The 26,846-nt window shown below is 70.2% G+C and carries 32 protein-coding genes; 11 read left to right on the forward strand and 21 right to left on the reverse strand.

Annotated features, from left to right (window positions below):
* Window positions 1–26: 26 nt before the first annotated feature.
* From ACFWHT_RS12245 to ACFWHT_RS12265, 5 genes are read right to left on the reverse strand one after another with little or no spacing between them, the layout of a single operon-like run.
* Window positions 27–1,439 carry an MFS transporter gene (locus tag ACFWHT_RS12245; protein WP_378828874.1) on the reverse strand — a complete coding sequence of 471 codons (1,413 nt, stop codon included), beginning with the start codon at window positions 1,437–1,439 and terminating at the stop codon, window positions 27–29.
* Between the two features lie 47 nt (window positions 1,440–1,486).
* Entirely contained in the window at window positions 1,487–2,092 is a 606-nt protein-coding gene (locus tag ACFWHT_RS12250) for a hypothetical protein (RefSeq protein WP_378828875.1), read from the reverse strand.
* The gene (locus ACFWHT_RS12255; RefSeq protein WP_378828877.1) at window positions 2,076–2,894 is read right to left on the reverse strand and encodes a prolipoprotein diacylglyceryl transferase; all 819 of its coding nucleotides are present in this window, start codon (window positions 2,892–2,894) and stop codon (window positions 2,076–2,078) included. The genes ACFWHT_RS12250 and ACFWHT_RS12255 overlap by 17 nt, the downstream gene beginning before the upstream one ends.
* 1 nt (window position 2,895) lies before the next feature.
* Complete coding sequence (locus tag ACFWHT_RS12260; RefSeq protein WP_378828879.1) at window positions 2,896–3,207, reverse strand: hypothetical protein; 312 nt, start codon at window positions 3,205–3,207, stop codon at window positions 2,896–2,898.
* Complete coding sequence (locus ACFWHT_RS12265) at window positions 3,204–4,835, reverse strand: radical SAM protein (protein ID WP_378828881.1); 1,632 nt, start codon at window positions 4,833–4,835, stop codon at window positions 3,204–3,206. Before ACFWHT_RS12265 ends, ACFWHT_RS12260 begins: the two co-directional genes overlap by 4 nt.
* A 253-nt stretch (window positions 4,836–5,088) precedes the next feature.
* Here ACFWHT_RS12265 and ACFWHT_RS12270 point away from each other — a divergent pair, with 253 nt between their 5' ends.
* Complete coding sequence (locus ACFWHT_RS12270) at window positions 5,089–5,571, forward strand: FBP domain-containing protein (protein WP_378828884.1); 483 nt, start codon at window positions 5,089–5,091, stop codon at window positions 5,569–5,571.
* 21 nt (window positions 5,572–5,592) lie between these two features.
* Here the strand turns inward: ACFWHT_RS12270 and ACFWHT_RS12275 are convergent, their stop codons facing one another.
* Genes ACFWHT_RS12275 through kynA form a run of 4 tightly spaced genes read right to left on the reverse strand, consistent with a single transcriptional unit; the run spans window position 5,593 to window position 9,495 of the window.
* Window positions 5,593–6,429 carry a PaaX family transcriptional regulator C-terminal domain-containing protein gene (locus ACFWHT_RS12275; protein WP_378828886.1) on the reverse strand — a complete coding sequence of 279 codons (837 nt, stop codon included), beginning with the start codon at window positions 6,427–6,429 and terminating at the stop codon, window positions 5,593–5,595.
* Window positions 6,426–7,685 carry a kynureninase gene (locus ACFWHT_RS12280; RefSeq protein WP_378828888.1) on the reverse strand — a complete coding sequence of 420 codons (1,260 nt, stop codon included), beginning with the start codon at window positions 7,683–7,685 and terminating at the stop codon, window positions 6,426–6,428. Before ACFWHT_RS12280 ends, ACFWHT_RS12275 begins: the two co-directional genes overlap by 4 nt.
* 1 nt (window position 7,686) lies before the next feature.
* Window positions 7,687–8,589: a hydrolase gene (locus ACFWHT_RS12285; RefSeq protein WP_378828890.1), complete on the reverse strand. Its 903-nt coding sequence runs from the start codon at window positions 8,587–8,589 to the stop codon at window positions 7,687–7,689.
* Between the two features lie 51 nt (window positions 8,590–8,640).
* Entirely contained in the window at window positions 8,641–9,495 is an 855-nt protein-coding gene (kynA, locus tag ACFWHT_RS12290; RefSeq protein ID WP_378828893.1) for a tryptophan 2,3-dioxygenase, read from the reverse strand.
* Window positions 9,496–9,578: 83 nt separating this feature from the next.
* On the opposite strand from kynA, the gene ACFWHT_RS12295 reads away from it, so the two are divergent.
* On the forward strand, window positions 9,579–9,980 hold the full coding sequence (locus tag ACFWHT_RS12295) for an arsenate reductase ArsC (RefSeq protein ID WP_378828895.1): 402 nt from the start codon (window positions 9,579–9,581) through the stop codon (window positions 9,978–9,980).
* Window positions 9,981–9,992: 12 nt separating this feature from the next.
* Here the strand turns inward: ACFWHT_RS12295 and ACFWHT_RS12300 are convergent, their stop codons facing one another.
* Window positions 9,993–11,516 (reverse strand): SulP family inorganic anion transporter, encoded by a 1,524-nt coding sequence (locus ACFWHT_RS12300; protein WP_378828898.1) that lies wholly within the window; start codon window positions 11,514–11,516, stop codon window positions 9,993–9,995.
* A 43-nt stretch (window positions 11,517–11,559) separates the two neighbouring features.
* Window positions 11,560–12,843, reverse strand: a complete 1,284-nt coding sequence (locus ACFWHT_RS12305; RefSeq protein ID WP_378828900.1) for a M18 family aminopeptidase — start codon at window positions 12,841–12,843, stop codon at window positions 11,560–11,562.
* 223 nt (window positions 12,844–13,066) lie between these two features.
* Between ACFWHT_RS12305 and ACFWHT_RS12310 the strand changes: the two genes are divergently transcribed.
* On the forward strand, window positions 13,067–14,191 hold the full coding sequence (locus tag ACFWHT_RS12310) for an alcohol dehydrogenase catalytic domain-containing protein (protein ID WP_378828903.1): 1,125 nt from the start codon (window positions 13,067–13,069) through the stop codon (window positions 14,189–14,191).
* 24 nt (window positions 14,192–14,215) lie between these two features.
* Here the strand turns inward: ACFWHT_RS12310 and ACFWHT_RS12315 are convergent, their stop codons facing one another.
* Together ACFWHT_RS12315 and ACFWHT_RS12320 are read right to left on the reverse strand one after the other, a co-directional pair.
* Window positions 14,216–14,953: a YidC/Oxa1 family membrane protein insertase gene (locus ACFWHT_RS12315; RefSeq protein ID WP_378828905.1), complete on the reverse strand. Its 738-nt coding sequence runs from the start codon at window positions 14,951–14,953 to the stop codon at window positions 14,216–14,218.
* 66 nt (window positions 14,954–15,019) lie between these two features.
* Window positions 15,020–15,304 (reverse strand): DUF6412 domain-containing protein, encoded by a 285-nt coding sequence (locus tag ACFWHT_RS12320; RefSeq protein WP_378828907.1) that lies wholly within the window; start codon window positions 15,302–15,304, stop codon window positions 15,020–15,022.
* A gap of 121 nt (window positions 15,305–15,425) precedes the next feature.
* Here ACFWHT_RS12320 and ACFWHT_RS12325 point away from each other — a divergent pair, with 121 nt between their 5' ends.
* Window positions 15,426–15,629: a hypothetical protein gene (locus ACFWHT_RS12325; protein ID WP_378828909.1), complete on the forward strand. Its 204-nt coding sequence runs from the start codon at window positions 15,426–15,428 to the stop codon at window positions 15,627–15,629.
* A gap of 45 nt (window positions 15,630–15,674) precedes the next feature.
* Here the strand turns inward: ACFWHT_RS12325 and ACFWHT_RS12330 are convergent, their stop codons facing one another.
* Window positions 15,675–16,172 (reverse strand): hypothetical protein, encoded by a 498-nt coding sequence (locus tag ACFWHT_RS12330; RefSeq protein WP_378828911.1) that lies wholly within the window; start codon window positions 16,170–16,172, stop codon window positions 15,675–15,677.
* Complete coding sequence (locus ACFWHT_RS12335; RefSeq protein WP_378828913.1) at window positions 16,172–16,594, reverse strand: CBS domain-containing protein; 423 nt, start codon at window positions 16,592–16,594, stop codon at window positions 16,172–16,174. The genes ACFWHT_RS12330 and ACFWHT_RS12335 overlap by 1 nt, the downstream gene beginning before the upstream one ends.
* A gap of 278 nt (window positions 16,595–16,872) precedes the next feature.
* Between ACFWHT_RS12335 and ACFWHT_RS12340 the strand changes: the two genes are divergently transcribed.
* The gene (locus tag ACFWHT_RS12340) at window positions 16,873–17,550 is read left to right on the forward strand and encodes a DUF6766 family protein (RefSeq protein ID WP_378828916.1); all 678 of its coding nucleotides are present in this window, start codon (window positions 16,873–16,875) and stop codon (window positions 17,548–17,550) included.
* A gap of 6 nt (window positions 17,551–17,556) precedes the next feature.
* Here the strand turns inward: ACFWHT_RS12340 and ACFWHT_RS12345 are convergent, their stop codons facing one another.
* Complete coding sequence (locus tag ACFWHT_RS12345; protein WP_378828917.1) at window positions 17,557–17,865, reverse strand: hypothetical protein; 309 nt, start codon at window positions 17,863–17,865, stop codon at window positions 17,557–17,559.
* A 76-nt stretch (window positions 17,866–17,941) separates the two neighbouring features.
* On the opposite strand from ACFWHT_RS12345, the gene ACFWHT_RS12350 reads away from it, so the two are divergent.
* The 4 genes from ACFWHT_RS12350 to ACFWHT_RS12365 all read left to right on the forward strand — a co-directional run bounded on the left by ACFWHT_RS12350 (window position 17,942) and on the right by ACFWHT_RS12365 (window position 21,464).
* Complete coding sequence (locus ACFWHT_RS12350; RefSeq protein ID WP_378828919.1) at window positions 17,942–18,280, forward strand: ATP-dependent DNA ligase; 339 nt, start codon at window positions 17,942–17,944, stop codon at window positions 18,278–18,280.
* A gap of 124 nt (window positions 18,281–18,404) precedes the next feature.
* Window positions 18,405–18,866 carry an SRPBCC family protein gene (locus ACFWHT_RS12355; protein WP_378828921.1) on the forward strand — a complete coding sequence of 154 codons (462 nt, stop codon included), beginning with the start codon at window positions 18,405–18,407 and terminating at the stop codon, window positions 18,864–18,866.
* Window positions 18,867–18,879: 13 nt separating this feature from the next.
* Window positions 18,880–19,836 (forward strand): TIGR03885 family FMN-dependent LLM class oxidoreductase, encoded by a 957-nt coding sequence (locus ACFWHT_RS12360; RefSeq protein WP_378828924.1) that lies wholly within the window; start codon window positions 18,880–18,882, stop codon window positions 19,834–19,836.
* Window positions 19,833–21,464 (forward strand): alpha-amylase family protein, encoded by a 1,632-nt coding sequence (locus ACFWHT_RS12365; RefSeq protein ID WP_378828926.1) that lies wholly within the window; start codon window positions 19,833–19,835, stop codon window positions 21,462–21,464. The genes ACFWHT_RS12360 and ACFWHT_RS12365 overlap by 4 nt, the downstream gene beginning before the upstream one ends.
* Here the strand turns inward: ACFWHT_RS12365 and ACFWHT_RS12370 are convergent.
* Both ACFWHT_RS12370 and ACFWHT_RS12375 read right to left on the reverse strand, forming a co-directional pair.
* Window positions 21,422–21,682, reverse strand: a complete 261-nt coding sequence (locus ACFWHT_RS12370; protein ID WP_378828927.1) for a hypothetical protein — start codon at window positions 21,680–21,682, stop codon at window positions 21,422–21,424. The two genes, ACFWHT_RS12365 and ACFWHT_RS12370, sit on opposite strands and share 43 nt — an antisense overlap.
* The gene (locus tag ACFWHT_RS12375) at window positions 21,679–21,918 is read right to left on the reverse strand and encodes a hypothetical protein (RefSeq protein ID WP_378828930.1); all 240 of its coding nucleotides are present in this window, start codon (window positions 21,916–21,918) and stop codon (window positions 21,679–21,681) included. Before ACFWHT_RS12375 ends, ACFWHT_RS12370 begins: the two co-directional genes overlap by 4 nt.
* A 203-nt stretch (window positions 21,919–22,121) precedes the next feature.
* On the opposite strand from ACFWHT_RS12375, the gene ACFWHT_RS12380 reads away from it, so the two are divergent.
* Both ACFWHT_RS12380 and ACFWHT_RS12385 read left to right on the forward strand, forming a co-directional pair.
* Window positions 22,122–23,006 carry an SDR family oxidoreductase gene (locus tag ACFWHT_RS12380; protein ID WP_378828931.1) on the forward strand — a complete coding sequence of 295 codons (885 nt, stop codon included), beginning with the start codon at window positions 22,122–22,124 and terminating at the stop codon, window positions 23,004–23,006.
* On the forward strand, window positions 23,003–23,314 hold the full coding sequence (locus ACFWHT_RS12385) for a hypothetical protein (protein ID WP_378828933.1): 312 nt from the start codon (window positions 23,003–23,005) through the stop codon (window positions 23,312–23,314). Before ACFWHT_RS12380 ends, ACFWHT_RS12385 begins: the two co-directional genes overlap by 4 nt.
* A gap of 93 nt (window positions 23,315–23,407) precedes the next feature.
* Here the strand turns inward: ACFWHT_RS12385 and ACFWHT_RS12390 are convergent, their stop codons facing one another.
* Genes ACFWHT_RS12390 through ACFWHT_RS12400 form a run of 3 tightly spaced genes read right to left on the reverse strand, consistent with a single transcriptional unit; the run spans window position 23,408 to window position 26,729 of the window.
* Window positions 23,408–24,346 carry a carbohydrate ABC transporter permease gene (locus ACFWHT_RS12390; protein WP_378828934.1) on the reverse strand — a complete coding sequence of 313 codons (939 nt, stop codon included), beginning with the start codon at window positions 24,344–24,346 and terminating at the stop codon, window positions 23,408–23,410.
* Entirely contained in the window at window positions 24,343–25,323 is a 981-nt protein-coding gene (locus ACFWHT_RS12395) for a carbohydrate ABC transporter permease (protein ID WP_378828936.1), read from the reverse strand. The genes ACFWHT_RS12390 and ACFWHT_RS12395 overlap by 4 nt, the downstream gene beginning before the upstream one ends.
* A complete protein-coding gene (locus ACFWHT_RS12400) occupies window positions 25,320–26,729 on the reverse strand; it encodes an ABC transporter substrate-binding protein (protein ID WP_378828939.1) in 1,410 nt (469 codons plus the stop codon). The genes ACFWHT_RS12395 and ACFWHT_RS12400 overlap by 4 nt, the downstream gene beginning before the upstream one ends.
* Window positions 26,730–26,846 lie beyond the last annotated feature (117 nt).

Here is a 26,846-nt window from a genome sequence, read left to right on the forward strand (position 1 = left end):
CCGCTCACTTCGGAGCGGCAGGCAGCTCAGCGGGGCCGCGGCCCGGCATCCGCCGGCGCATCGCCGTCGACACCGGGGTCGTCCACCTGCACCGGACCCCGCCGGATTCCGAGCCACGACACGAGCCCGCCGACCGCGAACAGGGTCGCGGTGACCCAGGCGGCGCTGTGGAAGCCCTCGAGGTCGAGCGCGCCGCCCACGATCGTGGACAGCAGTGCGACCACCAGCAGTCCTGCCACACGCGAGACGGCGTTGTTGAGCGCCGAGGCGATGCCGCTGCGGTTCTCGTCGATCGCGCCCAGGATCGCCGAGGTCAGCGGAGCGACGGTCAGCGACAGGCCGAGCCCGAGCACGATCATGGCCGGCAGCACCTGCCACCAGTAGTCGAAGCGGTCTGCGACGGTGAGCAGCAGGAGGGCTCCGGCCGCCATCACGAGGGGGCCCGCGGTCATGAACAGGCGTGGCCCGAGCCGCCCCGCCCAGGCACCCGCCCGCGAGCTCAGCAGGATCATGAGGAGCGTGATCGGCAGGCTCGCGAGGCCGGCGGCGGTCGCGCTCAGCCCCGGTCCCTGCTGCAGGTACACGCCGATCACGAAGCCGTTCAGCGACAGCGCCGCGTACACGAACAGCGTCGACACGTTGCCCCACGCGAAGTTGCGCACCCGGAACAGCGACAGCGGCATGAGCGGCGCCGCCGAACGGCGCTGGCGCAGCAGGAACAGTGCGAGGAGCAGGATGCCGGCGATGCCGGGAATCCAGATCGCGGGGGAGGCCCAGCCGAGTCGCTCCTGCTCGATCAGCGCGAACACGAGCGCACCGAGTCCGAGTGCGCAGACGGCGCCACTCCACCAGTCGACCCGTGCGGTGCGCTGGTGCTCCGGCAGGCGCAGCCGCGCCAGCAGGATCAGGTTCACCGCGATGGGCAGCACGTTGATGAGGAACACGAACCGCCACGACAGCAGGTCCACGAACAGGCCGCCCATGAGCGGACCGACCAGCTGCGCGCCCGTCGTGAACGCCGTCCACACGCCGATCGCGCGCGACTGCACCTCGCCGCGCATGGTGGCGGTGATCAGGGCGAGAGAGCTGGGCACCAACAGGGCGCCCGCAGCACCCTGCGCGGCGCGGGCGATGATCAGCACCAGCGGGTCGGGCGCGAGCGCGACCGCGACGGATGCTGCGCCGAACGCGATCAGCCCCACCCGCATCACGGTCACGCGCCCGTACGCGTCCGAGACGGAGCCGGCGAGCAGGATCAGCGCGCTCAGGGTGATCAGGTAGGCGTCGACGACCCACTGCTGGGTCACGATCCCGCCGCCGAGCTCACGGCTGATCGCCGGCAGCGCGACGTTCACCACGGTGCCGTCGAGGAAGGTCACGAAAGAGGCGAGGATCGCCACCGAGACGACCAGTCGCTGGAGCGGGGTGAACGTTGTCACAGGCCGACCCTACTCGCACCGGTCGGCGGGCGGGCGCGTCTCGTGGCTCAGCCGAAGCCGCCCAGCAGGGCCACGCACGGACCGATGACCACCAGCCACATCGCCGCAGCGATGATGAGGATGCCGGTGGCATAGGACCGTGTCGCACGGAAGAACATCATCACCACGGCAGCGAGGGCGATCAGCAGGAAGGGCCAGAGCAGGGCGATCACGCCTCCGTCGCCGTTGAAGGCCGCCAGCGTCGCGAACATGACCATGATGCCGATCGTGTGCGCGACCACGCCGATGCCCAGCCCGATGCCCAGTCCGGCGCCGAAGCTCAGACCCCGCCGTGCCGGCGCCGGCTGTTGCCACGGACCGGGCGCGTACCCCATCGGACCCGGCTGTCCGCCCTGTCCGGGGTGCGGCTGGCCCGGGTGCGGCTGACCGGGGTACGGCTGGCCCGGGTGCGGCTGACCGGGGTACGGCTGGCCCGGATGCTGACCCGAGTATGGCTGGCCCGGCGGCGGGCCGGCCGCATACGGATTCTCCGGTGGAGCCACGGCTTCCGGCGGAGCAACGGGCTCCGGAGGCGTCACCGGTTCCGGGGGCGTCGTGGCGCCTCCACCGGGCTCCTCCGGGGGCGGGACGGGCTGGTCAGGCGTGCTGTTCATCACGCACCCTCCTCTCGTTCACCGCGTCGTCGTCGGCGCGGAAGCGTCCGGTTCTGAGCATCCAGATCATTCTGGCCGCCAGCAGCGGGATCGTCACCAGCAGGAAGAGCTGGGGGCGGGTCAGGCCCATCCAGGCGACCTCGTTGCCGCGGACGAACTCGACCGCGAAGCGGAACACGGCGTAGGCGGCGATGTACAGCGTCAGCGTCTCGCCCGCGGCGATCGGCCGGTGCCGCAGCCAGAACCAGAGCACGGCGAACGCTGCCAGGTGGAAGGCGATCTCGTAGACGAAACTGGGGTGAAGCGCCACGCCGGCGGGCGAGCCGGTGCGCGCGGCGGCATCCGCATCGAGCACGATGCCCCACGACGTTCCCGTCGGTGTGCCCGGCTGCTCGGTCAGCAGGCATCCGACCCGTCCGATCGCCATCGCGAGCGCGACGGCGGGAGCGAACAGGTCCCCGCTGCGGCCGGGATACCGGCACAGTCGCTTGGCGACGTGCACGCCCAGCCAGGCGCCGACCAGCGCCGACAGCATCGAGGCGTTGCCACGCAGCAGCTGGTCGACCAGGCTCAGGTTCTGCGAGGGGTCGAGATGCTGCGCCCACGTGCCCAGGCGCGACAGCACGGCCGCGCCGACCAGCGCGCCCAGCACGAGGTAGGCGATGCGATGGTCCCTGACGCCGCGACGCCGCTTCTCGACCACGAAGACGGCCCCCGCCGCACCGACCCCGAGCGCGACCAGCACCGAGTGCGTGTCCAGCGGCGGCAGCCACGGGACCAGGTCGCTCAGCGTCGGGAACATGTCAGCCGCCCAGCATCCGCATCCAGAGCATCACCCAGAACGGGATCGCGACAGCGGATGCCACCGCGATCACGCTCAGGTAGGCGAGGACGAGCCGGGTGTCGCCCAGCTTGCAGCGCGAGCGCAGCAGACCGCCTCGCCGCGCCCTCGCATAGCCGGCGATCGCGATGATCGCGAAGACGAGCACCGCGATCGGACCCAGCACGGCCGAGATCAGTGCGATCGTGGTGAACACGCACAGCCGCAGGGGGTCGAACGCCGGTGCCGGGTCTCCCACCGAGGCGTCGTACTGGTTGAGCCCGTGGCCGGTCACGACGACACCACCGGAAGCCGGGTCCGCGTGCCCGTCGCGCGCACCTCCGTGCTCGTCGACGCCGGCCGGCCGGTCGCCGTCGAGATGCGCGTGCGGCTGAGCGGCGCCCACGCCTGCAACGCGCAGAACGGCGCGCATTGGTGCGCGTTCGTCGTCTCGTTCACCGTCGCCACGTGCACGCAGCACTGGGTGAGCCGCTCCTCGATCATCGTGTTGATGTCCATGAAGGGCTTCACGGTGATGCGCAGAACCCGGTCGGCGAGCATCGCCCGCATCCGCTTGTGCTGGCCGGGGAGCTTCGACGCGGCGAGCGTCGCGAGCGTGCCCACGCCCAGGTCGCAGTTCACGCAGATGTCGCGCCAGATGTCGCCCATCGACGGATGCGACAGCGACGACTGCTCGCTGAGCAGATCCAGCAGCGAGCTCTTCACCACATCCCGGATCGCCTTGTTCACGTTCGAGTCGGCGATGCGGTTGGCGATGAGATCCGGGTTCAGGTCGAGGAATTCCTTGAGCCGCTCGTGACCGATCAGACCCACCAGTGACTTCCAGTCCCCGGAGTCGTCCTTCAGGAAGTAGCCGACCGAGCAGCAGTGCGGATGGCTGCACGGCAGCGCGGTCAGATCCTGCCAGGTGATCTCGCCGTCGGTCTGCGGTCCGATCCGTGCGAGCACGCCGGTGTGCGTCAGCCGATCGTGCGGGTCGATCCCCGAGTTGCGGCCGGAGCCGAACACCGGCTGGATCGTCACGCCGCCGACGTACGGCGTCGCCTGCGCTCGCCGGATGACGTTGCCGATCTCGTGGTCGTTGACGCCGAGGGCCGCGGTCATCGTCAGGGTGGTGAAGACGCCGGCATCCGACAGTCGCTCCAGTGCCCGCTCCTTGAACCGGCGGATGTCCGCCCCGCGGTGGAACGCGACTGACGCCGCCTCCTCGCCGTCGTACTGCAGGTACACCTCGACCCGCTCGCGGTGCTTGCGCAGGAATGCGACGAACTCGTCGTCGTTGGCGATGCGCAGTCCGTTGGAGTTCAGCAGGATGCGCACGATCGGCCGCGCGACCAGATGCTCGATCAGCTGCTCCAGCCACGGGTACAGGGTCGGCTCTCCGCCGGAGAGCATGAGCACGTCGATGCGGTCGTTCTCGCGGCTGAGCTTCGCATCGACCGATGCGAGCACCTCCGCCAGCGGGGCGACGGCGGAGGCCGCCGGGCCCGACTCGGCGAAGCAGGTGGGGCAGCGCAGGTTGCAGTGGTCGGTGATGTCCTCCAGCAGGATGCAGGTGTGCTGGGTCTGCATCTCCGGCAGGCCGTCCTCGTACGCCTGGGGCACGGGCTTGAAGTTGCCCGCCGTGTCAGGCGTGTGCACCTTGGTCGGTGCGGTCCACTGCTCCAGGTACCGCAGGATCTCGGCGCTCTCGTCGTACATCGTGGAGATGAGTCCGTGCTCGGGGCATCCGCGCTCCAGCCACACCGTGCCGTCGCGGTCGGCGAGCCATCCCGACAGGCGGCGCACCTCGCTGAGCGGCCGGTCGGGGTCCTCCTCGTGACAGGTCGGGCAGAACGCGTTCACGTATCGGTGGATGCGGTGGTCGCGCAGCGGCATCCCCGCTCCGGGCTTCTGTGCCATGGAGTCCCCCTCTTCGCTCTCAGAGTAGCGGGAGCACGGCGGCGTACACTTGAGGACGTGCATTTCGCAGAGTGCGCCCTCGGGGCGCGAGAGGTGATCGTCGGCGCGCACCGCGCCGACGGCAGAGGCTGAGAGCGATCCGGCGGCGGAACTCCCGTCACCGGAGAATCGTCGCACCCTGGCATCTGAGTCCAGGTGATGCCACCCTCCACTCTCTCGCCGCACAGGCGGTCTCGAACAAGAAAGCACTTCCATGCGTCCCATCGACGAGCGCGCCATCCGCGCCTCTTTCCGCAACGCCTCCCGCAAGGAGGCCTCTTCGCTCACCCTGCCCCCGGACTTCTCCGAACTCGACTTCGAGCAGCTGGACTACCTGGGCTGGACGGACCCGAAGCTGCCGCGCCGCTCCTACGTCGTCGCCGAGGTGGGCGACGAGACCGTCGGCGTCCTGCTGCAGCGTGCGGAGCAGCGCACCGCCCGCCGAGCCCAGTGCTCGTGGTGCGATGACGTCACGCTTCGCAACGACGTGCAGTTCTTCTCCGCGCGAAAGGCGGGCGCCGCCGGCCGCAACGGCAACACGATCGGCACGCTGATCTGCGCGAACTTCGGCTGCTCGGCCAGCGTGCGAAAGCTCCCGCCGCTGGCGTACGAGGGCTACGACCGAGAGCTCGCCCGAGACCTGCGGATGCTGCGTCTGCGCGAGCACGTGGCATCCTTCGTCGCCGAGCTCGGCTGACACGCCGGGGATGCGGCGATCTCAACCGGCGGCCGCACGCACATGCTCGCGTGCGGCCGCCGCGAGACGCCCCGACAGCTCGGCGAACGCGGCGACGCTGCGTTCGCCGGGCCAGTCCGCCGGCAGCAGAGCGGCGGGCAGACCCGGATCGATGTAGGGCAGCAGGCGCCAGCTGTCGATCAGGTGCACGTAGGCGGAGAACGGCGCCGAGAGGTCCAGTGCGTCCACGGATGCCAGGAAGCGCTCGTGCTCGACGCGCAGGGCATCCAGGTCCCACCAGGTGGCCGCCGTCTGCGCGAGCGGCGCGGCCGGCATCGGGTCGGCGGTGCGGAACAGCGTGGCGAAGCCGCGGGCGCCGATCTCCTCGAGCAGCTCCTCGATCTCGGTCTGGAGGTGACCGGGAAGGATCCACAGCCCCGGCGCCACGGAACCCGCGCCGAGGAACTGCAGCCGGCGGCGCAGCTGATGCCGCAGATCGCGGCGCGTCTCGGGAATCGATGCCGACACCAGCATCCACTCGTCTCCCGGGCGCATGGTGCGCACCGCGAAGATGCGGCGGTCCCCGCGCTCCAGCATCGGGAACGCGGCCGGGTTCAGTGCGTAACCCGCCCCGCCGGTGGAGAGCAGCAGACCGCGCTGCTTGAGACGGGTGATCGCCGTGCGCGCCCTGCCCGCGGGGATGCCGAGATCGCCGGCCAGCCGCACGAGCGCTGCGGAGGTGATCCCGCCGCCGAGCGGACGCAGGTACAGCCCGATCACCGTGCGCAGCAGCGAGACGGTGCTGCCGGGCCGAGCGTCGATGTCGTCGAGCACGGCCCCGTCGTCGCCGCCCGGGGGGAGAGAGGAATCGCCGGTCATGCCAGGGCGTCGCGCACGGCGACGATGCCGCGCAGCGTCTCCTCGTGCGTGGTGCTCAGCGGCGACAGGCCCAGCCGGATGCCATCCGGAAAGCGGAAGTCGGGGATGATCCCGTCGCCCCACAGGCGCGCGGTGACCTCCTGGAAGGATTCATGGCCGATGGTGACATGCCCGCCGCGCCGCGAGGCGTCGCGCGTGGTCAGCAGCCGCACACCCAGCGGGGCGAGCAGCTCGTCGTACGCGCGCACGGCGAATCCGGTCAGGGAGATCGACTTGGCGCGCACGGCGGTCATCCCCGCCTCGGCGATGAGGTCGAGCATCCCCTGCATGGCGAGCATCGACAGCACGGGCGGGGTGCCGCTGAGCAGCTGGCGGATGCCGCCGACGGGCGCGTACTCCGGGCCCATCGCGAAGATGTCCGCAGCGCCCCACCAGCCGTGGATCGGCTGCGCGAGGGTTCCCTGATGCTCGGCACGCAGGTACGCGAACGCGGGGGAGCCCGGGCCGCCGTTGAGGTACTTGTAGGTGCAGCCGACCGCCAGGTCCACGCCCCACTCGTCGAGCTTCATCGGCACCGAGCCGACCGAGTGGCACAGATCCCAGAGCATCAGCGCACCGGCGTCCTTCACCGTCCTCGTGATCGCGGGCATGTCGGCCAGCGCGCCCGAACGGTAGTCGACGTGGCTGAGCACCACGAGCGCGGTGCGCTCGGACACCGCGGCGGCGATGTCGTCGACGGTGACGCCGGCCAGGGCATCCGGCTCCACCCAGCGCAGCGTGGCGCCGGTCTCCTGCGCGACACCGGCGGCGATGAAGCGGTCGGTGGGGAAGTTGCCCGACTCGATGACGATCTCGTCCCGGTCCGGGCGGGCGGCCACGGCGGCGCGCATGAGCTTGTACAGCATGACGCTGGTCGAGTCGGCGACGACCGTCTGACCGGCGGCGGCGCCCAGGGCGACCTCGGCGACGCGATCGCCCAGCACCATCGGCAGCTCCATCCACTGCTCGTCCCACGAGCGGATCAGGCGCGTGCCCCAGTCGTCGCGGATGAACGCAGCGGCCTTCTCGGGCAGATCCCGCAGCGGTCGTCCCAGCGAGTTGCCGTCCAGGTAGGCCGAGACCCCCGGGGCATCGGCGAAGGCGTGCACGTGGTGCGCGAGAGGGTCGGCCGCATCCAGCCGGCGCGCCTCGCTGAGCAGGTCGGGTGAGCTGATCCCCGCGAGGCGGCGGTGCTCGTCCTCGAGCGATTCGGTCATGTCAGTCCTCCGGATCGATGGTCGTGAGGGGGCGTGCGAGCTGGGGGTCGCCCGCGGGAAGGAAGAGCAGCGAGACACCCGGAACCAGGGGCGACGACGGCGCCAGGGCGGTCAGCAGGCGGATGCCCCGCACTCCGGCCTCGTTCAGCGCCGCGATCTCGCTCTCGCGCAGATCGACGGGGGTGTCGCCGTTGCCCATGTCGGTGCCGTAGAGCACGGTGCCTCCGGCGGCGCTGAAGCGGCGGACGTTGTCGATCGCGATCGCGCTATGTGCGTCGTCATGAACCGCGAGCGTCGACACCCACGCGACGGATGCCGCCTGCTCGGCGATCTCGTCCCCGGTCAGCCGCTCGCTGAACGGGGCGTGCGCGAGAGCCTGCGCGCCCAGTCGCCCGGCGCGCTGCGCTTGCCCGCGACCCTCCGCGTGGGCGACGACGGGCAGGTCGTGAGCGGCGGCGGCGCGGACGGCCGCGCAGAACGTCTCGTCGTCGAGCACGGGGCCGTCACCGTGCGCGACGACCTTGATCACGGATGCCCCGCCCGCGGCGAGCTCATCCACAGCGCGCGTCGCCGCCGCGGCATCCGGGATCTCGCGGACGGACCCTTCGGGAGCCCATGCGCGATCCGAGGGGTAGCCACCGGGCGCGGTGAGGAACGCGCCGGCGTACTCGACGGCGACGGGCGACGGGTCTCCGGGGTCGTGATGCGCGAGAGCCGCCACCCACTCCGGGGTCGCCCCCAGGTCGACCACCCGCGCGAGCCGCGATCCGGCCAGCAGGGTGTGATCGACCAGCTGCAGGTGCACGTGGTGGTCGGTGAAGCGGCCCGTCACGATGCCGTCCAGGCGGGCGGTGCCGGGCTCGGCGGGATCGTCGAGCAGGCGCACGCCCCCGTCGCTCCGCACGAGGGTACCCTCGCGCAGCCTCTCCCCGTCGAAGAACCGGACCGCTCTCATTCAGCGTCCGATCTCGGTGCGCACGCTGTACAGCTCCGGGAAGAACGTCAGATCCAGCGCCCGCTGCAGGAACCCGACACCGCTCGAGCCGCCCGTGCCGACCTTCATGCCGATGGTGCGGGTCACGGTGCGCAGGTGGCGGAAGCGCCAGAACTGGAAGTTGTCCTCGACGTCGACGAGCTCCTCGCACGCCTCGTACAGGTCCCAGTGCTCGTGCGGGTTCTCGTAGATCTCACGGATCGCGGCGACCAGTTCCGGATGCTCGCGGTAGGGCTGACGCACGTCCCGACGGAGGATCTCGGAGGGGATGGGCAGACCCCGCCGCGCGGCCAGGCGCAGGAACTCGTCGTACAGCGTGGGGCGCTCCCACTCGGCGGTCAGCAGCGCCAGGTTCTCGGGGTGGTCGCGGAAGACGCTCAGCATCCGCTCGTTCTTGTTGCCGAGGGCGAACTCCACACCCCGGTACTGCACCGACTGGAAGCCCGACGAGTTGCCGAGGTCGCCGCGGAACTCGGCGTACTCGGTGGGGGTGAGCGTGGCCAGCACCGACCACTGCTGAGTCAGGACCTCCTGGATGTGCTTGACGCGCGCGATGTGCTTGAGGGCGGAGCGCAGGTCGTCGTCGGCGAGGCGGTCGCGGGCGGTGCCGAGCTCGTGCAGGACCAGCTTGAGCCACAGCTCGGTGGTCTGATGCTGGATGATGAACAGCATCTCGTCGTGGTGCTGCGGCTGTGAGACCGGATGCTGTGCACCCAGCAGCCGGTCCAGGTCGAGATACGAGCCGTACGTCATCCGATCCTTCAGATCGGTGACGATGCCCTCTTCGAGTCTGCGCTCGTTCGCGTCGCTGGCCATGCCCCGACGATATCAGTATCGTGTCGGGCGTCACCAGTATGAAATGTCAGTCCTCGGCAGGCGCCGTGGACCAGACTGGAGCCATGACCCCATCCCCGCCCTCCGTGCTCTTCGTCTGCGTGCACAACGCCGGCCGCTCGCAGATGGCCGCGGGGTTCCTGCGCGACATCGCCGGCGATCGCGTCGAGGTGCGCTCGGCGGGGTCTCTGCCGGCGGAGCAGATCAATCCCGTCGCCGTGGAGGCCATGAGCGAGCTCGGCATCGACATCACGGCCGAGCAGCCGAAGGTGCTGACGATCGAGGCTGTGCAGGCCTCGGACGTCGTCATCACGATGGGATGCGGCGACGCCTGCCCGTTCTTCCCCGGCAAGCGGTACGAGGACTGGAAGCTCGACGATCCGGCCGGGCAGGGCATCGGGGCCGTGCGCCCCATCCGTGACGAGATCCGCGCACGCGTCGAGGCGCTGGTTCGCGAGCTGATCTGATCCGCGCCGGCGTCAGTGCTCCCCGCCGAGACCCCCGGTGAGCCTTTCGTGGAACCGGCTGGTGGCCTCGTTCATGCCGCGCAGCGCCACCGTCTTGCCGCGCTGCTCGTACTTGGTGACGATCGCGTCGAGCGCCGCGACCGTGGAGGCGTCCCAGATGTGGGATCGGGACATGTCGATGACGATGCGCTCCGGGTCGCGGCTGTACTCGAACTGCGTGGTGAGGTCGTTGCTGGAGGCGAAGAACAGCTCTCCGTCCACCGTGTAGTGCGCGGTGGACGCCTCGGCATCGGCGTCGATGCGGCGCGTGACGCTGGTGAAGTGCGCGACCCGTCGCGCGAACAGCACCATCGCGGCGAGGACGCCGAGAACCACGCCGATCGCGAGGTTGTGCGTCCAGACAGTGGCGATGACGGTGATGAGCATGACGGCGGTCTCGCTCTTGGGCATCCGGCGCAGGGTGGCGGGGCGGATGCTGTGCCAGTCGAAGGTCGCGAACGAGACGAGGAACATCACGGCCACCAGCGCCGCCATCGGGATCACCGCGACGACGTCGTCGAGCACCAGCACGAGCACCAGCAGGAAGGCGCCGGCGAGGAAGGTCGAGATGCGGGTGCGCGCACCGGACGCCTTCACGTTGATCATGGTCTGGCCGATCATCGCGCAGCCACCCATGCCGCCGAACGCGCCGGAGAGCACGTTCGCCGCGCCCTGCCCGAGCGCCTCGCGCGTCTTCCTCGAGTGGGTGTCCGTGATGTCGTCGACCAGCTTCGCCGTCATCAGCGACTCCAGCAGGCCGACCACGGCCATCGCCAGCGAGAACGGTGCGATGATCCCGAGGGTCTCGAGAGTGAGGGGCACCTGCGGGATGAAGAGTTCGGGGAGACTCTGCGGCAGCTCGCCCTGGTCGCCCACGGTCGGCACGCTCCAGCCGAACACCACGACGACGGCGGTCAGCAGCACGATGGCCACGAGCGGTGCGGGCACCGCCTTGGTCATCTTCGGCACGAGGAACATGATCACCAGCCCTGCGGCCACCAGCGGGTAGACCAGCCAGGGCACGTCGAACAGCTGGGGCAGCTGCGCGATGAAGATCAGGATCGCGAGGGCGTTGACGAACCCGACCATGACCGAGCGGGGGATGAAGCGCATCAGCTTCGCGACGCCGAGCAGGGCGAGCACGATCTGGATGAGCCCGCCCAGCATCACCGTGGCGATGAGGTAGTCCATCCCGTGCTCGCGCACGACCGGAGCGATGACCAGCGCGACGGCGCCGGTCGCGGCCGTGATCATCGCCGGCCTGCCGCCGAGGAACGCGATCGACACCGCCATGACGAACGCCGAGAACAGGCCGACCCGCGGGTCGACCCCCGCGATCAACGAGAACGCGATCGCCTCGGGGATGAGAGCGAGCGCGACCACCAGGCCCGCCAGCACCTCGCGTGTCAGCAGCCGCGGGCTGCGCAGCGCCTGGAGCACCGTCGGTTCGATCCGATAGCGGGCCCTCGGGTCAGGTGCAGGGAGGACGTCGGTCATGATGCTCCAGGTTCCGGGGAAGGTCTATGCGGTGCCGCAGCGCTCAGCCGGCGAAGAACGCGCGGGCCACGCGGGAGAGGTCGTACAGGTCGCTCACACCGGCGAGCTCGCGCGCCGAGTGCATCGAGAGGATCGGGATGCCGACATCGACCGTGCGGATGCCGAGGCGCGTGGCCGTGATCGGCCCGATGGTCGATCCGCACGGCACCGCGTTGTTGGACACGAACTCCTGCGAGGCCACGCCGGCGCTCTCGCACCAGTCCGCCCAGGCCGCCGCGCCCACGGCATCCGTCGCGTAGCGCTGGTTCGCGTTGATCTTGAGGATCGGGCCGGAGCCGAGCACCGGCTGCACGACGGGGTCGTGCTTGTGCGCGTAGTTCGGGTGCACCGAGTGACCGACGTCGCTCGAGAGGTGCCAGGAGGCTGCCAGAGCGCGACGCTGCTGGGCGGCATCCGCACCCAGCGACGCGTACAGGCGCACCAGCACGTCCTCGAGGAAGGGGCCCGCCGCGCCCGACCGCGACGCGGATCCCAGCTCTTCATGATCGAATGCGGCGAGCATCGGGATGATGCCGTCGACGGCGTCGGCGGCTTCGATCAGCGCGACGACCCCGGCGTGCACCGAGGCCAGGTCGTCCAGGCGACCCGAGGCGAAGAACGCGTCGTCCTTGCCGAAGACGACTCCGCGCGCGGCATCGGCGACGACGGCATCGTATCCGCGGATCTCCGCCGCGTCGACGCCGGCGGTCGCTGCGAGCTCGCCGAGGATGTCGGCGGATTCCGCGTCACCCAGGCCCCACACCGGCTGCGTGCCGGTCTGCCTGTCGAGCGCGAGGCCGTCGTTCGCGGCGCGGTCGAGGTGGATGGCCAGCTGAGGCAGACGCAGCAGAGGCCCCGTCGCAGCGAGCACGACACGACCGTCGCTCAGCGCGAGCCGCCCGGCCAGACGCAGCTCGCGATCGAGCCACGAGTTGAGCAGCGGGCCGCCGTAGACCTCCACCGCCGCCTGCAGCCAGCCGCGCGAGCCGGTGGTCGGCCGGGGCTTGAGCTTGAATCCGGGAGAGTCGGTGTGAGCTCCGAGCACATGAACCGGCGTCGTCGCCGTGGCGCCGGCGGGTACGGCCCAGGCGATCGCCGCGCCGTCGCGGACCACGACGAAGCGGCCGCCCGGCTGCCCGGGCCACGCGTCCGTCTCGTCGAGGCGGGTGAACCCGGCCTCCTGCAGCCGCCGTGCGACCTCCTCGGCCGCGTGGTAGCTCGACGGCGACGCGGCGACGAGATCTGCGAGATCGTGGGCATGGGCGAGTGCGGCGGAACGGGCGGGCATGCCTTCGATGTTACGGCGTGCCCGTCGGGCGCCCGCGCCACGCATCGGGCATGCAGCGCCCGGCACACGTACGCGCGGCACGCGCTGTGGCCTGTCCGGGCCGAGCCCCGATCGAACCCTCGGTGAACGGGCGCTGAACTCTGCTGCGCCACGCGCTGCGGTCGGCGACGGGCTGTCAGAGTTTGTGTCGGACACCCCCCGAGAACAGCGAAAGGCCGTGACGATGAAGGTCACCCTGGAGACGGCACCGGCGCTGTCCCGCAGGCCGTCCGCCGGGCACGACCCGGGGCGGCGCGACGACGTCGTGCTGCGCCCCGCTGCGATCGCGATGGCCTTCGTCGGTGCGGGGTTGGCACAGGAGGAGATCGCCGTCCCGGGCGTCGCCCTCGCCGCGGACGACGTGCTCGTCTCGATCGAGCTGTCGACGATCTGCGGATCCGATCTGGTCACGGTGCAGGGACTCCGGCCGGCCGAGGTGCCGCTCGTGCTGGGCCACGAGAGCGTCGGGAGGATCATCGCGCTCGGATCGGCCGGAGCGGATGCGGCCGACGGGACGCCCCTGCGCGTAGGCGACCGGGTGGTCTGGTCGGTCGCGGTCTCCTGCGGGGACTGCGACCGCTGCCGAGCGGGGCTCACGCAGAAGTGCCGTCATCTCGGTGAGTACGGGAACGAGCGCATCACTTCCCACCGTGAGCTCGCCGGCGGATTCGCCAGCCACGCGCACCTGCGGCGGGGCACGGCCATCGTGCGCGCGCCCGAGCACCTCCCCGCGGCGGTGCTCGCCCCGGCCTCGTGCGCCACGGCGACGGCCTGGGCCGCCGTCGAGGCCGGGGCGCGCGGCGGGGACCTGCACGGAGCCCGGGTGCGCGTGCACGGCGCGGGACTTCTCGGCCTCAGCGCCGCCGCGATCGCGCACTCGCGCGGGGCCGTCGTGGACGTCATCGACCCGGACCCCGCACGTCGCGCGCTGGCCGTGCGCTTCGGTGCGGAAGCGAATGCTCCGGCCGAGCCCGACATCGTCATCGAGGCGTCGGGGCACGCGGTGAAGCAGGCGATCGACGGCGTCACCGTGGGCGGCACGGTGGTGCTGACGGAAACGGCTCCTGCCGCCGAACCCGTCCCTCTCGAGACCGAGTCGCTCGTGCGCCGCCTCGTCACGGTGATCGGGGTGCACGGCTGCACCGGGCACGACCTGGCGGCGGCGGTGTCCTTCCTCGCCGGGCCCGGCCGCGCCCATCCTTTCGCCGAGGTGGTCAGCCCTGTGCATCCGCTGTCGGCGCTCGATCGTGCCCTCGCCGCGGCATCCGGTCCCGACGCGCATTTGCGCGTCGCCGTCGCGATGCGCTGACCGCGGGGCTGTGACGGAGCCGGGTCAGGACGGCAGCGGGTAGCGCCGGCGCAGCAGGGCCCGCTGCACGAGCGTCCACGACACCGTGACGACGAGGTACAGTGCAGCGGCGAGCGGGACGAACACGGCGAACACCGCTGTCAGATAGTGCAAGGCGTTCATCATGCCGAGCATCCCGGGCGCGGCAAGCGGTCCCTCGGCGGGCACCTGCGGGCGGAACACCCGGCGGGTGATGTCCGCCACGATCACGATGAGCAGCAGCACCACCGCCCACACGACGCCCGTCGCCAGGTCGATCCCGCCGCCGGCCGCGCTCAGCAGCGGAGTGCCCAGAGGAGCGCCGAACAGGTCGTGGGTGAGCAGCTCGTTCGGATGCCCGGCGATCTCGGGGCGCAGGAACAGCGTGTACAGGATGCCGACGACCGCCGCCTGCACCAGCAGCGGCAGACAGCCCGCCAGGGGAGAGGCCTGCTCATCGCGGTACAGGGCCATGGTCTCGCGTTGCAGGCGTTCGGGATCCTTGGCGTGGCGCTTCTGCAGCTCGCGCATCTTCGGCGCCAGGCGCGCGCGCATCTGCTCGGCCTTGGCCTGCGAGACCCCGACGGGGATGAGGAAGGTGCGCACCAGGAGAGTGACGAGCGCCACGGCCAGGGCGGCGGATGCGCCGTCGGCGACCGGCTCCAGCAGTCCGGCGAGCCAGTGCAGGGCGTTGTAGGCGCCGTCGAGGAGAAGGGTGAGCGGGGGGAAGGCGAAGATGTCCATGGGTTCGTCCGTTCGCGAGAGGGAAGGGGTCGGCGAAGCCGCGTTCCCCGATCGCGAGTGGACGGGTCACACGGCGGGAGCGACTCCCGGGGCTCGCGGACGCGGATGCCCATCGGCATCCGGATCGCTCTGCGCGAGCAGCGTGGACGGATCTATGGCGCGCCGCGGGTGCGGCGCCGAGCGCAGGCCCGGAATCGGCGTCACCGCGCTGAGGGCGATGGCGATCACCGCGACGGCGACGAAGAGCGCCGCCATGCCGAGTGCGCCGCCCGCGGACAGACCGGCGGGGAGAGGGACGGCGCCGAGTGCCGCGAGCAGCAGCTGCAGCAGCGAGCCGATCGCGTCGATCATGGCGTCCCCTTTCTGCGAAGGAGTCTAGGCCACGATCCTGCAGCGGCGGCTGTCAAGCCCCTCGGTGCGGGCAGGTGACCATGACAGCATCGGTCCTTCCGACGCCTGAGAGGAGCCCGAGATGACCGAGCCCGAGATCCACACCTGGTGGCCGAAGCTGTCGGCTGATGCGAAGCAAGCCCTGGAGGAGATGGAGGGGGCGCTGATCCCCGATCGCGTGCGCGAAGAGGTGGAGCGCATCGCCGGAACCCGGATGCCGCGGGACGAGCAGCTCAGCGACACCGACCTGCAGTTCATCCGCACGCAGCGGGAGCAGGTGGACTGAGCCGAGCGCGGCGGCCGCCGAAGCGCGCCGCCGCGCCGACTGCGCTCAGCCGTCCTTGACCTCTTGGCCGCGATCGTCGCCGTCCTGGCCCGCGCGCTCGGCAGCATAGTCGGGGCGCTGCGGCTGCGGCGGCTGATCGGAGAGCTCGCCGCCCTCCCGGCCGCCGAACGGCCTGCCGTGGTCGGCGTACTCCTCTCGGCCGAACACGAGCGTCCAGTCGCCGAGAGTGAAGCGGGAGCCGGTGCGCAGGATCTCCGTGCGCACACCATCGTGATCCGGCTCGCTGCTGGCGTTCATCTCGCCCGGGCCGTGCATGGTCAGCACGTACTCATCCCGGTCGTCGTGCACGATGGACGCGTGCACCGGCTCGGTTCCCGCCAGCACGACGGTGCCGCCCGCCGCGGATCCGAGCGTCGCCTCGTCCATGGTCAGCTCGAGGACGGACCGATCCTCGCCGTCGCGCGAGATCCGCAGATGCGGATTGCCCGCACCCCAGCTCGCGTGCGTGGTCACGGCGTCGTCGTCCTTGCTGCGATCGTCCATCATTTCCCCTCTCGTGAGATGCGCTCCACGGTCTCACCGGTCGTGCCCGGTTCGAGCCGACGGGCAATGTCGGCCTGGCTGACGATGCCCACCAGCCGGTGCTCCTCGATCACCGGCACGCGGCGCACCTGGTGGGCGCGCATCAGGTTCAGCACGCTCTCGATGTCATCGCCCGCCTGCACGGTCAGCGGGACGCCGGTGGCGAACCGGCCCGCGTTGGTCGTGTCGGGGTCGTGACCGGCGGCGATGCCCTTCACGACGATGTCGCGGTCCGTGAGCATGCCCTTCAGCCGCCCGTCCTCACCGCAGATCGGCAGCGCTCCCACGTCGAGATCCCGCATCAGCTCGGCGGCGATCGTGAGTGCGTCGTTCTCGCCGACGCACTGGGCCCCCTCGGTCATGATGTCCCGCGTCAGGGTCATGGTCCCGCTCCTCTCCTCGTCATGCTCCGGATCATCTGGCCACGACGCTAGCCGCGCTCGCGGGTCGCCCCTAATGGGGTTGACAGTGCGCGCCGTCGCCGTCAAGGCCCTTCCTGCTTCGGCCGGTGCAGACGAGCATCCGAGAGACGGACGAGCAGAGGAGCGAGCATGCAGCAGCGACCGAACGGGGCCCTGACCGTGTTCTGGATGTGGATGGGCACGGTGATCGCCGGGTTCCTGGCGATGGCCGCCGTCCTGGTGAGCGGAAGGTGAGATCGATGCGCCGCACGCTGCGCGACAATGCCCTGAGCCTGTTCTTCTTCACGCTGTTCGTGCTCGCCCTGGCAGGGCAGTCCCTGGCCGGGTACCTGCGTACCAACGAGGATCTGGCGCAGCACGGCATGCCGGAGCAGAGCTATCTCGCCTTCGTGTTCTCGAGTGACTTCGTCGTGGACGTGGCCGAGAACTGGCAGTCGGAGTTCCTGCAGTTCCTGCTGTTCATCGCCGCGACCGTGTGGCTCGTGCAGCGCGGATCGCCCGAATCCAAGCAGCCGGACGACGAGGGTGCCTCCAGCGACGAGGACCAGCAGGTCGGTGCCTACGCGTCAGCCGATTCGCCCACCTGGGCGAAGGTGGGCGGCTGGCGGCGGCTCGTCTACGAGAACTCGCTCGTGCTCGTGATGGGCGCGATCTTCGTGCTCTCGTGGCTGATGCAGTCGCTCAGCGGCACCGTCGTGATGAACCAGGAGAACGCCGAGCACGGTGTCGCCCCGATGAGCTGGGGCGAGTACGTGCTCTCACCCGAGTTCTGGGACCGCACCCTGCAGAACTGGCAGAGCGAGTTCCTGGCGGTCGGAACGATGGTCGCCTTCTCGATCTTCCTGCGCCAGCGCTCCTCGGCGGAGTCCAAGCCGGTCGGCGCCCCGCACGTGGTCTCGTCGGAGTCGTCGGAGTGAGCGGGGTCAGACGCCGTCCACGTGCTCGTCGAGCAGCATGATGCCGCCGCTGGAGTTCGCAGACTGCGCCATCGCCGTGATCCACTCGGCGCTCAGCTCCGGGGCCTCCGGTTCCGCGAACACGAAGCGCAGCGGAATCGACGGGTGCAGCCAGATGGTCGTGCGGCCCGGCTCGTCCTCGCCCTGGTGACGCCACGACAGCGTGAAGCTCTCGTTGCGGCGCAGCTTGGTCGCCACCACCACCTTCAGGTGCGCGAGAGCACGGTCCTCGATGACGATCGGGTCGGGGTTGTTGCCGTAGTAGAGCTGGCCCATGGGACTAAAGTAGCGGGTGGGGGATGGGGAGACCATTCATTCACCGCTCCGGTGACGACGAGAAGGTTGGCCTTCCATGGGCAAGTTCATCTACGACAGCTCGATCAAGACCGAGATCGAGGACCGCGCTCTCACGCACCTTCAGCTCGTCATCACCGCCAAGCTGCGCCGCGGCGAGCCCTTCCCGTTCAGCTGGCGCGAGGACCCGAGCGTCGGTGGCGGCCGCACCACCGTCTGGGTGCACGCCGGCAGCTCGCTGGTCTTCAAGTACTTCGGCTCCCGTCAGCCCGCCGTGAACCGCGCCTGGATCGAGGCACTGGCGTTCACCGCGAACACCCCGAGCGGTCTGCACCTGGTCCCCGAGCCGCCGGAGGACCAGCCGATCGAGCCCGAGACCCAGGGCAACGGCGCCTGACGCGCGCCGCGCTTCCGCGCGCCGCGCTTCCGCGCGCTTAAGACGTCGCGCTCGGGACGTCAACCCCCGCGCGATCGTCTGCTCACCCTCGTAACGTCGGGCACCCGACGAGAGGAACGAGCATATGGAGAAGGTCACCGCGCAGATCGAGGTCGAGGCGCCCGTGCGCCGCGTCTACGATCAGTGGGCGAAGCTGGAGCAGCTGCCGTCGTTCATGTCGATGGTCGAAGAGGTCACGCGAACCGGCGAGGACGTCACCCACTGGGTCGTGCGCGTCGCCGGCGTGCGCCGGGAGTTCGACGCCCGGGTCACGGAGATGGTGCCGAACGAGCGGATCTCGTGGGCGAGCATCGCCGAGGAGATGCACGCGGGCACCGTGCGCTTCGTGCCGATCGACGCCGAGCGCACCCGGGTCGCCGTCGAGTTCGGCTGGGCGCCGAAGTCGTTCGTCGAGAAGGCGGGCGCGGTCCTTCACCTGGACCAGGGCGCTGTCGAGTCCGACCTCAAGCGGTTCAAGGAGAACATCGAGGGCGGTCGGAACGACCGGGAGACGGTCGAGGGCCAGGATCCGGACTTCCTGCTCTGACGCAGGTGGTGTGATGCGGATCGGATTCCACGCCTCCCACGAGCAGCAGCCGCCGAGCAGGCTGCTCGGCCACATCGTGCGCGCGGAGCGCGCCGGGTTCGACGAGGCGATGTGCTCGGACCACCTGGCTCCCTGGCTCACCGCGCAGGGCGAGTCGGGATTCGCCTGGGCATGGCTGGGTGCGGCCCTCGCACGGACGTCGTTTCCGATCGGCCTGGTCACCGCACCCGGCCAGCGCTACCACCCCGTAGTGCTCGCGCAGGCGCTCGCCACACTCGAGGAGATGTTCCCCGGGCGCACGTGGGCGGCGCTCGGCAGCGGAGAGGCGCTCAACGAGCACGTCACGGGCGACGCATGGCCGAGCAAGGGCGAGCGCGATGCGAGGCTGGTCGCCTGCGCCGACGTGATGAGGCGGTTGCTCGCGGGCGAGCGGGTGAGCGCCTCGGCACCGGTGCGCGTCGACGAGGCCCGCCTCTGGAGCCTGCCGCGCGTGCCACCGCCGCTGCGGGCGGCCGCCATCAGCCGGCACACCTCGACCATGGTCGCGGAGTGGGCGGATGGTCTGGTGACGGTCGGCGCCGACCCCGGCGGCACGCAGGAGACTTTGCGCGCCTACCGGGACGCTGGGGGCGACGGCCCGGCGCTGCTGCAGATCCACATCAGCCTGGAGCGTTCCGAGGAAGAGGCGCTCCGGCAGGCGCGTGAGCAGTGGGCCCAGTCGACGGTGCCCGCCGAGCTGATGTGGGAGCTGGATCAGCCCGAGGACTTCGAGCGGCACGCCGATCCGACGCCGGAGCGGCTGCGGTCCGCCGTCGTCATCGGGTCGGACGCGGGCGAGGTGGCCGAACGCATCGCTCAGGCGGCAGCCGGGTTCGACGGCGTGTTCCTGCACCAGGTCGGGCGGGATCAGGACGGATTCCTGGCCCGATGCGAGACCGAGCTGCTGCCCGAGCTGAGGAACAGGGCGTGAACCCTGCGGACACGAGCGACCTGTGGTGGCGCACGGCCGTCATCTACTGCCTGGACGTCGAGACGTTCCAGGACTCCGACGGTGACGGGTACGGAGACTTCGCCGGGCTGTCGGCGCGCATCGACGATCTCGCCGCGCTCGGGGTGACCTGCATCTGGCTCATGCCGTTCCAGCCCACGCCCGACCGCGACGACGGCTACGACATCTCCGACTTCTACGGCGTCGATCCCCGTCTGGGTGATCTCGGGCGCGTCACCGAGATGATCCGGATCGCGCACGACCGAGGCATCCGGGTCGTGATGGACCTCGTCGTGAACCACACCTCCGACCGGCATCCGTGGTTCGTGTCGGCGCGGCGCTCGCGGAACTCACAGCACCGCGACTACTACGTCTGGCGTGACGAGCCGCCGAAGAAGCAGCAGAAGGTGGTCTTCCCCGGCGAGGAGTCCAGCGTGTGGGAGTTCGACGAGCGCACCGATCAGTACTTCCAGCACAGCTTCTACAGCCATCAGCCGGACCTGAACCTCGGCAACCCCGAGGTGCGCGCCGAGATCGCCCGGATCGTCGGGTTCTGGCTGGGCCTGGGCGTGGACGGCTTCCGCGTCGACGCCGTCCCCTTCCTCGTCACGCGCGAGGGCGTCGCCGACACGCACGATCCGCACTCGTTCCTGCGGGAGCTGCATCGCTTCGTGGGTCGTCGTCAGGGCTCGGCGCTGCTCCTCGGCGAGGTGGGCCTGCCGCACGACGAGCAGCTCGGCTACTTCGGCGCGGAGGGCACGGAACTCGATCTGCAGTTCGACTTCCTCACCGCGCAGACGGTGTTCCTCGCCCTCGCCAGGCAGCAGGCCGCGCCTCTCGCGCGAGTGCTGAAGGCCCGCCCTGGCGTCGATCGACGCCAGGGCTGGTCGATGTTCCTGCGCAACCACGACGAGTTGTCGCTGGAGATGCTGAGCGAGAAGGAGCGGGAGGAGGTGTTCACGGCGTTCGCCCCCGAGGAGCATCAGCGCGTGTATGGCCGCGGCATCGTGCGCAGGCTCGCGCCGATGCTCGACGCCGACCCGCGCCGCCTGCGGCTCGCCTACAGTCTGCTGTTCTCCCTGCCCGGCGCTCCCATGCTGTTCCACGGCGAGGAGATCGGCATGGGGGAGCTCGACGGCGACCTCGGACGCAACGCCGTGCGCGGTCCGATGCAGTGGGATGCGGGGCGCGCGGGCGGGTTCAGCACAGCGCGGCGCTCATCGCACCGGCCCCCCGACGGGGGCTACGCGCCGGTCCACGTGAACGTGCACGACCAGCGGCGCGATCCGGACTCGCTGTGGTCGTTCATCGCGACCCTCATCGCGCGGTACCGCTCGACGCCCGAGATCGCCTGGGGGGATCTCGAAGTGCTGGATGGTGGAGAACCGCGCGTCCTCGTGCACCAGGCCGTGTTCGACGGGACCGCCTTCATCGCCCTGCACAACTTCTCGCCGGAGCCGGCGACCGTGAGATTGAGCGCTCTGCCCGACGGCGCCACCGCCACGGTGCTGCTGGAGCACCGGGGCAGCGCCCCGCAGGACGAGCACACCGAACAGCAGCTCGACGGCTACGGGTTCCGCTGGCTGCGGGTGTCGATCCCGGGCTCCTGAGCAATTCTGCGGGCCATCCGGGCGGCGTCCGCGCGTTCGTCGTCCGAGATGCCGGCGAGCGCTTCATCGACCTCGGTCTGCTCGGCCTCGACCTCGGCGTCGCCGTCGACTCGGTCGCCCGAGCCGGCTGCGGCGACGCGCTCGTCGACCGTGTCATCGTCCGGATGCTGCGACTGCACGTGCTCGGGCATCATGCCCTGATCGCCGATGCCGCTCACGAGGCCCCGGCTCCGCTCTCCTCGACCGGGCCGGACGGGGCCTCGGTGCGAAGATCGTCGGGCGCGTCCCCGGAATGCTGGCGCTCGTCCCCCTCGGCCAGGTCTCCCTGACCGTCTTCGCCGAGCTCCGCGTCCAGAGGGACGTCGCCCTGCGTGTCCGGCTGCAGGTCCGGTCGGCCCGCGATGGCGGCATCCATCTCCGGCGTGTTTCCGGCGGCATCCATCGATTCGCTCATGACCTCTCCTCTCGTGGCATCCCAGCGTGCGGGGGAGTGCGTGCCGGATGCACGGGCGTTGACAGCGCGACTCGACCGAGCTAGCGACTCCTCGCCCGCACGCGTGCCTTCCGGCTCTCGTACTGTCAACCCCCTGGTCCGCGCGCGACGCGCGGGTGAAGCTGTGCAGAACGGTTTCCTGATATGTGAAGAGAGGCGCGAAGATGACCGACAGCACGCCCGATCCCCGTCACGAGCACCACGACGAGCAGTTCCCTCCCCAGCAGCAGGATCAGCCCGGCCACACCGAGCGCACGCACCCGGAACCCGATCACGGCGAGGAGTCGTACGTCGGCCACGACCGCCTGAGCGGGCGCCGCGCCCTCATCACCGGAGGCGACTCCGGCATCGGCCGCGCGGTCGCCATCGCCTTCGCGAGAGAAGGCGCCGACGTCGCGATCGTGCACATGCCCGAGGAGCAGGAGGACGCCGACACCACCCTCCGTCACATCGAGGACGCGGGGCGCACCGGCCTCAGCATCCCCGGCGACCTGCAGGACGAGGCCTTCGCGACCGAGGCCGTACGCCGGGCGCGCGAGCACCTCGGCGGTCTCGACGTGCTCGTGCTCAACGCCGGCTACCAGCACGACGTCGACGGCTTCGAGTCGCTGCGCACCGAGGACATGCGCCGGGTGTTCGACACCAATCTCTGCGGCACGATCTTCACCGCCCGCGCCGCCTACCCCGACCTGGAGGCGGGCGCGAGCATCATCGTGACCGCCTCCATCCAGGCGTACAACCCCTCGCCCGGGCTCATCGACTACGCCATGACCAAGGCGGCGCAGGTCGCGTTCGTGAAGGCGCTCGCCACCGAGGCCGGCGAGCGCGGCATCCGTGTCAACGCGGTCGCGCCCGGCCCGATCTGGACGCCCCTGATCCCCGCCACCGGCTGGGACGAGAAGAAAGTCGAGAACTTCGGGTCCGACACCCCGCTCGGCCGGGCCGGGCAGCCGGCCGAACTCGCCGGCGCGTACGTCTACCTCGCGTCGGCGGAGTCCTCGTACAGCTCGGGCAGCGTCGTCGCCGTGACAGGAGGCAAGCCGCTATGAGTATCACGCTCTCCGACCCCCCGAGTACCCCGGCTCCGCACGGCGACTGGGAGCTCACCCCGCTGGGCCGTGACAACTGGCGCATCTGCGATCGGGCGCGCCGTCAGGGCGACGCCGACTGCCTGATCGCCTACGTCGAGCGCAACAGCACGGGAAGCCTGGACGTGCTCTGGTTGCGCCGGCCCTGCCCGCGCCGGACCCGCTTCCACGACTTCGCTCAGCTGCTGAGCGCTCTCGATGAGGCCCTCGCCATGGCATCCGACCGCTCCCGGGCCCCGTCGCCCATCCGCCACTTCCCGCCGCTCTGAGCTCCCGCCCACCGCGGGAATCACCCTCCCGCCGCGCTTCCCGTCGCCGACCTCCCCCCAGCGGACCCGGAAGCGCGGCGGGACTTCGTCCTGTCAGCCCTTCATCCCCGACATCGTGGCGCCCTCGAGGATCTGGCGCTGGAAGAGGAAGAAGACCACGATCAGCGGAAGCGTGGAGATCACGCTGGCGGTGACGATGGTCTCCCAGTGCCACTCCCCGCCGAACCCGAACGCATCCACCAGGGACTTCAGGCCGCGAGGGATCGTGAAGGTCGAGGAATCGCGCAGGTAGATCAGCGCCCGCATGAGGTCGGTCCACACCGCCTGCACCTCGAACACCGCCGTCACCGCCAGGGCGGGTTTGGTCAGCGGCAACGCGATGCTGCGGAAGACCCGCCAGTGACCGGCGCCGTCCACCCGCGCCGCGTCGAAGAGATCGCGCGGCAACGACAACATGAACTGCCGGAGAAGGAAGATGTAGAACGCGCTGCCGAACAGATTCTGGGCCCAGAGCGGCACGAGCGTGCCCACCATGCCCAGCCCGTTCCAGATGAGGAACGTCGGGATCATCGTGACGGCCCCGGGCAGCATCATCGTCGCCAGCACCAGTCCGAAGAGCGCGCCGCGACCGCGGAAGCGGTAGTACGAGAACGCCCAGGCGACCATGGCGCTGCTGATCGTCACCGTCACCGCCGCCAGCGCGGTGACGATCAGGGTGTTGAGCATCCAGACGCCGAGAGGCGCCTCCTGCCAGACGTTGACGTAGTTGTCCCAGGTGAACGTCTCGGGGATCAGCCGGTTGTCGAACACCTCCCCGCGCGGTTTGAACGACGCGCTCACGAGCCACACGAACGGGTACACGAACACGATCGACAGCAGCGTGAGCGCACTCGCCACCAGCACGCGCCGGGTGACCGTGCGGCGGCCGGGATGCCGATGCCGGGGGATGCCCGTGAGCACGGCGCGGGTGTCGAGCGCGCGATCCGCAGGATCGAGCCTGTCGGGAGCGCCGGACGGAATCCTCGTCGTCATGACTTCGCCTCGCCTTCGTAGTGCACGAGGCGGCGCGAGACGATCAGCTGCACCGCGGTGACGACCATGATCAGCCCGAAGAGCACCCAGGCCATCGCCGAGGCGTAGCCCATGTGCAGGTACTCGAACGCCTGCTGGAAGAGGTAGATGACATAGAACAGGGCCGCGTCGTTCCCGTACGTCGTGTTGCCTGCCCCGAAGAACGCGGTGTACGCCTCGTCGAAGGTCTGCAGGCACGCGATCGTGTTCACCACCACGATGAAGAAGACCGCGGGGCTGATCATGGGCAGGGTCACGCTGAAGGTGGTGCGCACGGCACCCGCCCCGTCGATGCGCGCGGACTCCTGCAGCTCCCGCGGCACGTTCTGCAGCGCGGCGAGCAGGATGAGCACCGACGCGCCCACACTCCACAGGCTCATGAGCACCAGACCCGGCTTCACCCAGGCCGGGTCCGTCGTCCACGAGGGGCCGGTGACACCGAAGAGCCCGAGCACCGCGTTGATCAGTCCGTTCTGGCCGTTGAACAGCAGCAGGAACAGGATGCCCACGGCCACCGGCGGGGTCATCTTCGGGAGGAAGAACGTCGTGCGGAACACGCCGGCGGCGCGCCCCGCCTGATTGAGCAGGAGCGCGAGCAGCAGCGACACGATCACGTGAAGCGGGACCTGCAGCGCCGTGAACACGAAGGTGTTGGCGAGTGCGAGGCCCACCTTCGGGTCGTCGAACAACTGCGCGTAGTTGTCGAACCCGACGAAAGAGGGATCGTTGATGACGTCGTAGTCGGTGAGGGACAGGTACGCGCTGTAGATGAGCGGCCAGGCCGTGAAGACGGCGAAGCCGATCAACCAGGGTGAGAGGAACGCGAAGGCGGCGAAGCGCTCTCCTCGCTCGCCGCGCCGGCGTCGCCCCGCCCGGAGCGCGCGCCGCGGGGTGCGCCCTCCGGGCTCGCGCTCGCGGGCGGCCGTCGCGGTGCTCATCCGTTCTTCTCGAGCTTGGACCAGCCCTCATCGAGAGCCTTCTGCGCCTTGTCCTGCGCCTCGCCCAGCGCCTGCGCGGGATCCTTCTGGCCGTTGAGCACGGCGTTGACGGCATCCTGCACGGCGTCGGTGAACTCGGCATCAGCGGGATTCGCCGGCAGGGCGAAGGTGTGCTCGTTCGCCTCGTAGACCTTCTTCACCGCCGTGTCCCACGGCTCGCCGCCGTCCGTGAGCATGGTCTCCACCTCGGCGTCCGCCTTGCGGTTCCCGGTGAGGATGCCGGTGAACGGCTTCCCGTCCGCGTCGCGCAGCTCGACCCGAGCCTCCGCCGCCGCCTTCCAGGCGTCCACGGAGGTCATCACGCGCGCCCAGCGGCAGGCCGCCTCGGGGTCGTCGCTGCCCGCCGGAATCGCCCACGCCGAACCCGATGCGTAGGCCAGAGCCTCGCCCTCGCGGTCGCGGACGGTGTCGAAGACGAGAGGGGCATCCGGGGAGACGTCGTTCAGGACGTTCACGTACCACTGCTCCATCGGCATGGCACCGAGCACGTTCGTGGCGAACTGGTTGCCCTTGCCGAAGAAGTCGGCCGAGTCCCGGTAGGCCTTCACCTTGTCGAAGCCGCCCTGATCGTCGTAGATCGACGCGGCCCAGGTCAGCGCCTCGATCACCTTCGGGTCGTCGAGCTGCGCGGTCCTGCCGTCCGCCGAGATCAGGTCGGCGCCGTTCGCCCGCGCCCACAGCGGCAGGAACTCGGGCAGTTTGCTGTCGAACCCGATGACGTCGAGCTTTCCCCCGTTCTCCTTCATGAGCTTCTCGCTCGCTGCGCTGACCTTCTCCCAATCGGAGCCGTTCACGTCGGCGACGGTGAGGCCCGCCGCGTCGAGCAGCTGCTGATTCGCCATGATGATCTGCACGGAGTTGAACTCGGGGATGCCGTAGATCTCGTCGTTCAGGGAGACCTGTGCCAGTGCCGATTCGTCGAAGTCCCCGGTCGGGATCCCCTCTCCGTCGATGCACGGCTCAAGCGGGATGATCGCGCCGCGCGCGGCGAGAGAGCCGATCTGGTCTCGGTCGGCGTAGATGAGGTCGGGCGGGTCGCCCGCGGCGATGGCCGAGAGCAGCTGCTGCATGTCCAGTTCGCCCTCGGCCAGTTTCACCTCGACGTCGCCCAGAGCCTCGCGAGCCATGTCGGCGCGCGTCGTGGCGACCTCGTCGACGCCCGAGAACCCCATGACGCTGAGTGTTCCGGTGAGCTCCGCCCCCGGGTCGTAATGCGCATCGCTCTTCGTCGCACCTCCGGTGCCGACGGCGCACGAGGCCAGTGCGATCGTGGTGAGCGCGGCGGCGATGCCTGCGAACGTGCGGCGCGTTCGCGTCGCCCGGGGCGTGCGGGCCTGGTGGATCATGATGGGCTCCTGTCCGGCCATGGGTGGGGAAGCGTCGACCATAGACCCGCGTGACGAGGCGGGCACGGGCCTTGACACCGGCGATTGTTCGGGGGCACTGCGCGTAACAGCCGGATG

The organism is Microbacterium sp. NPDC058342, from assembly GCF_042723935.1.
GTDB lineage: Bacteria > Actinomycetota > Actinomycetes > Actinomycetales > Microbacteriaceae > Microbacterium.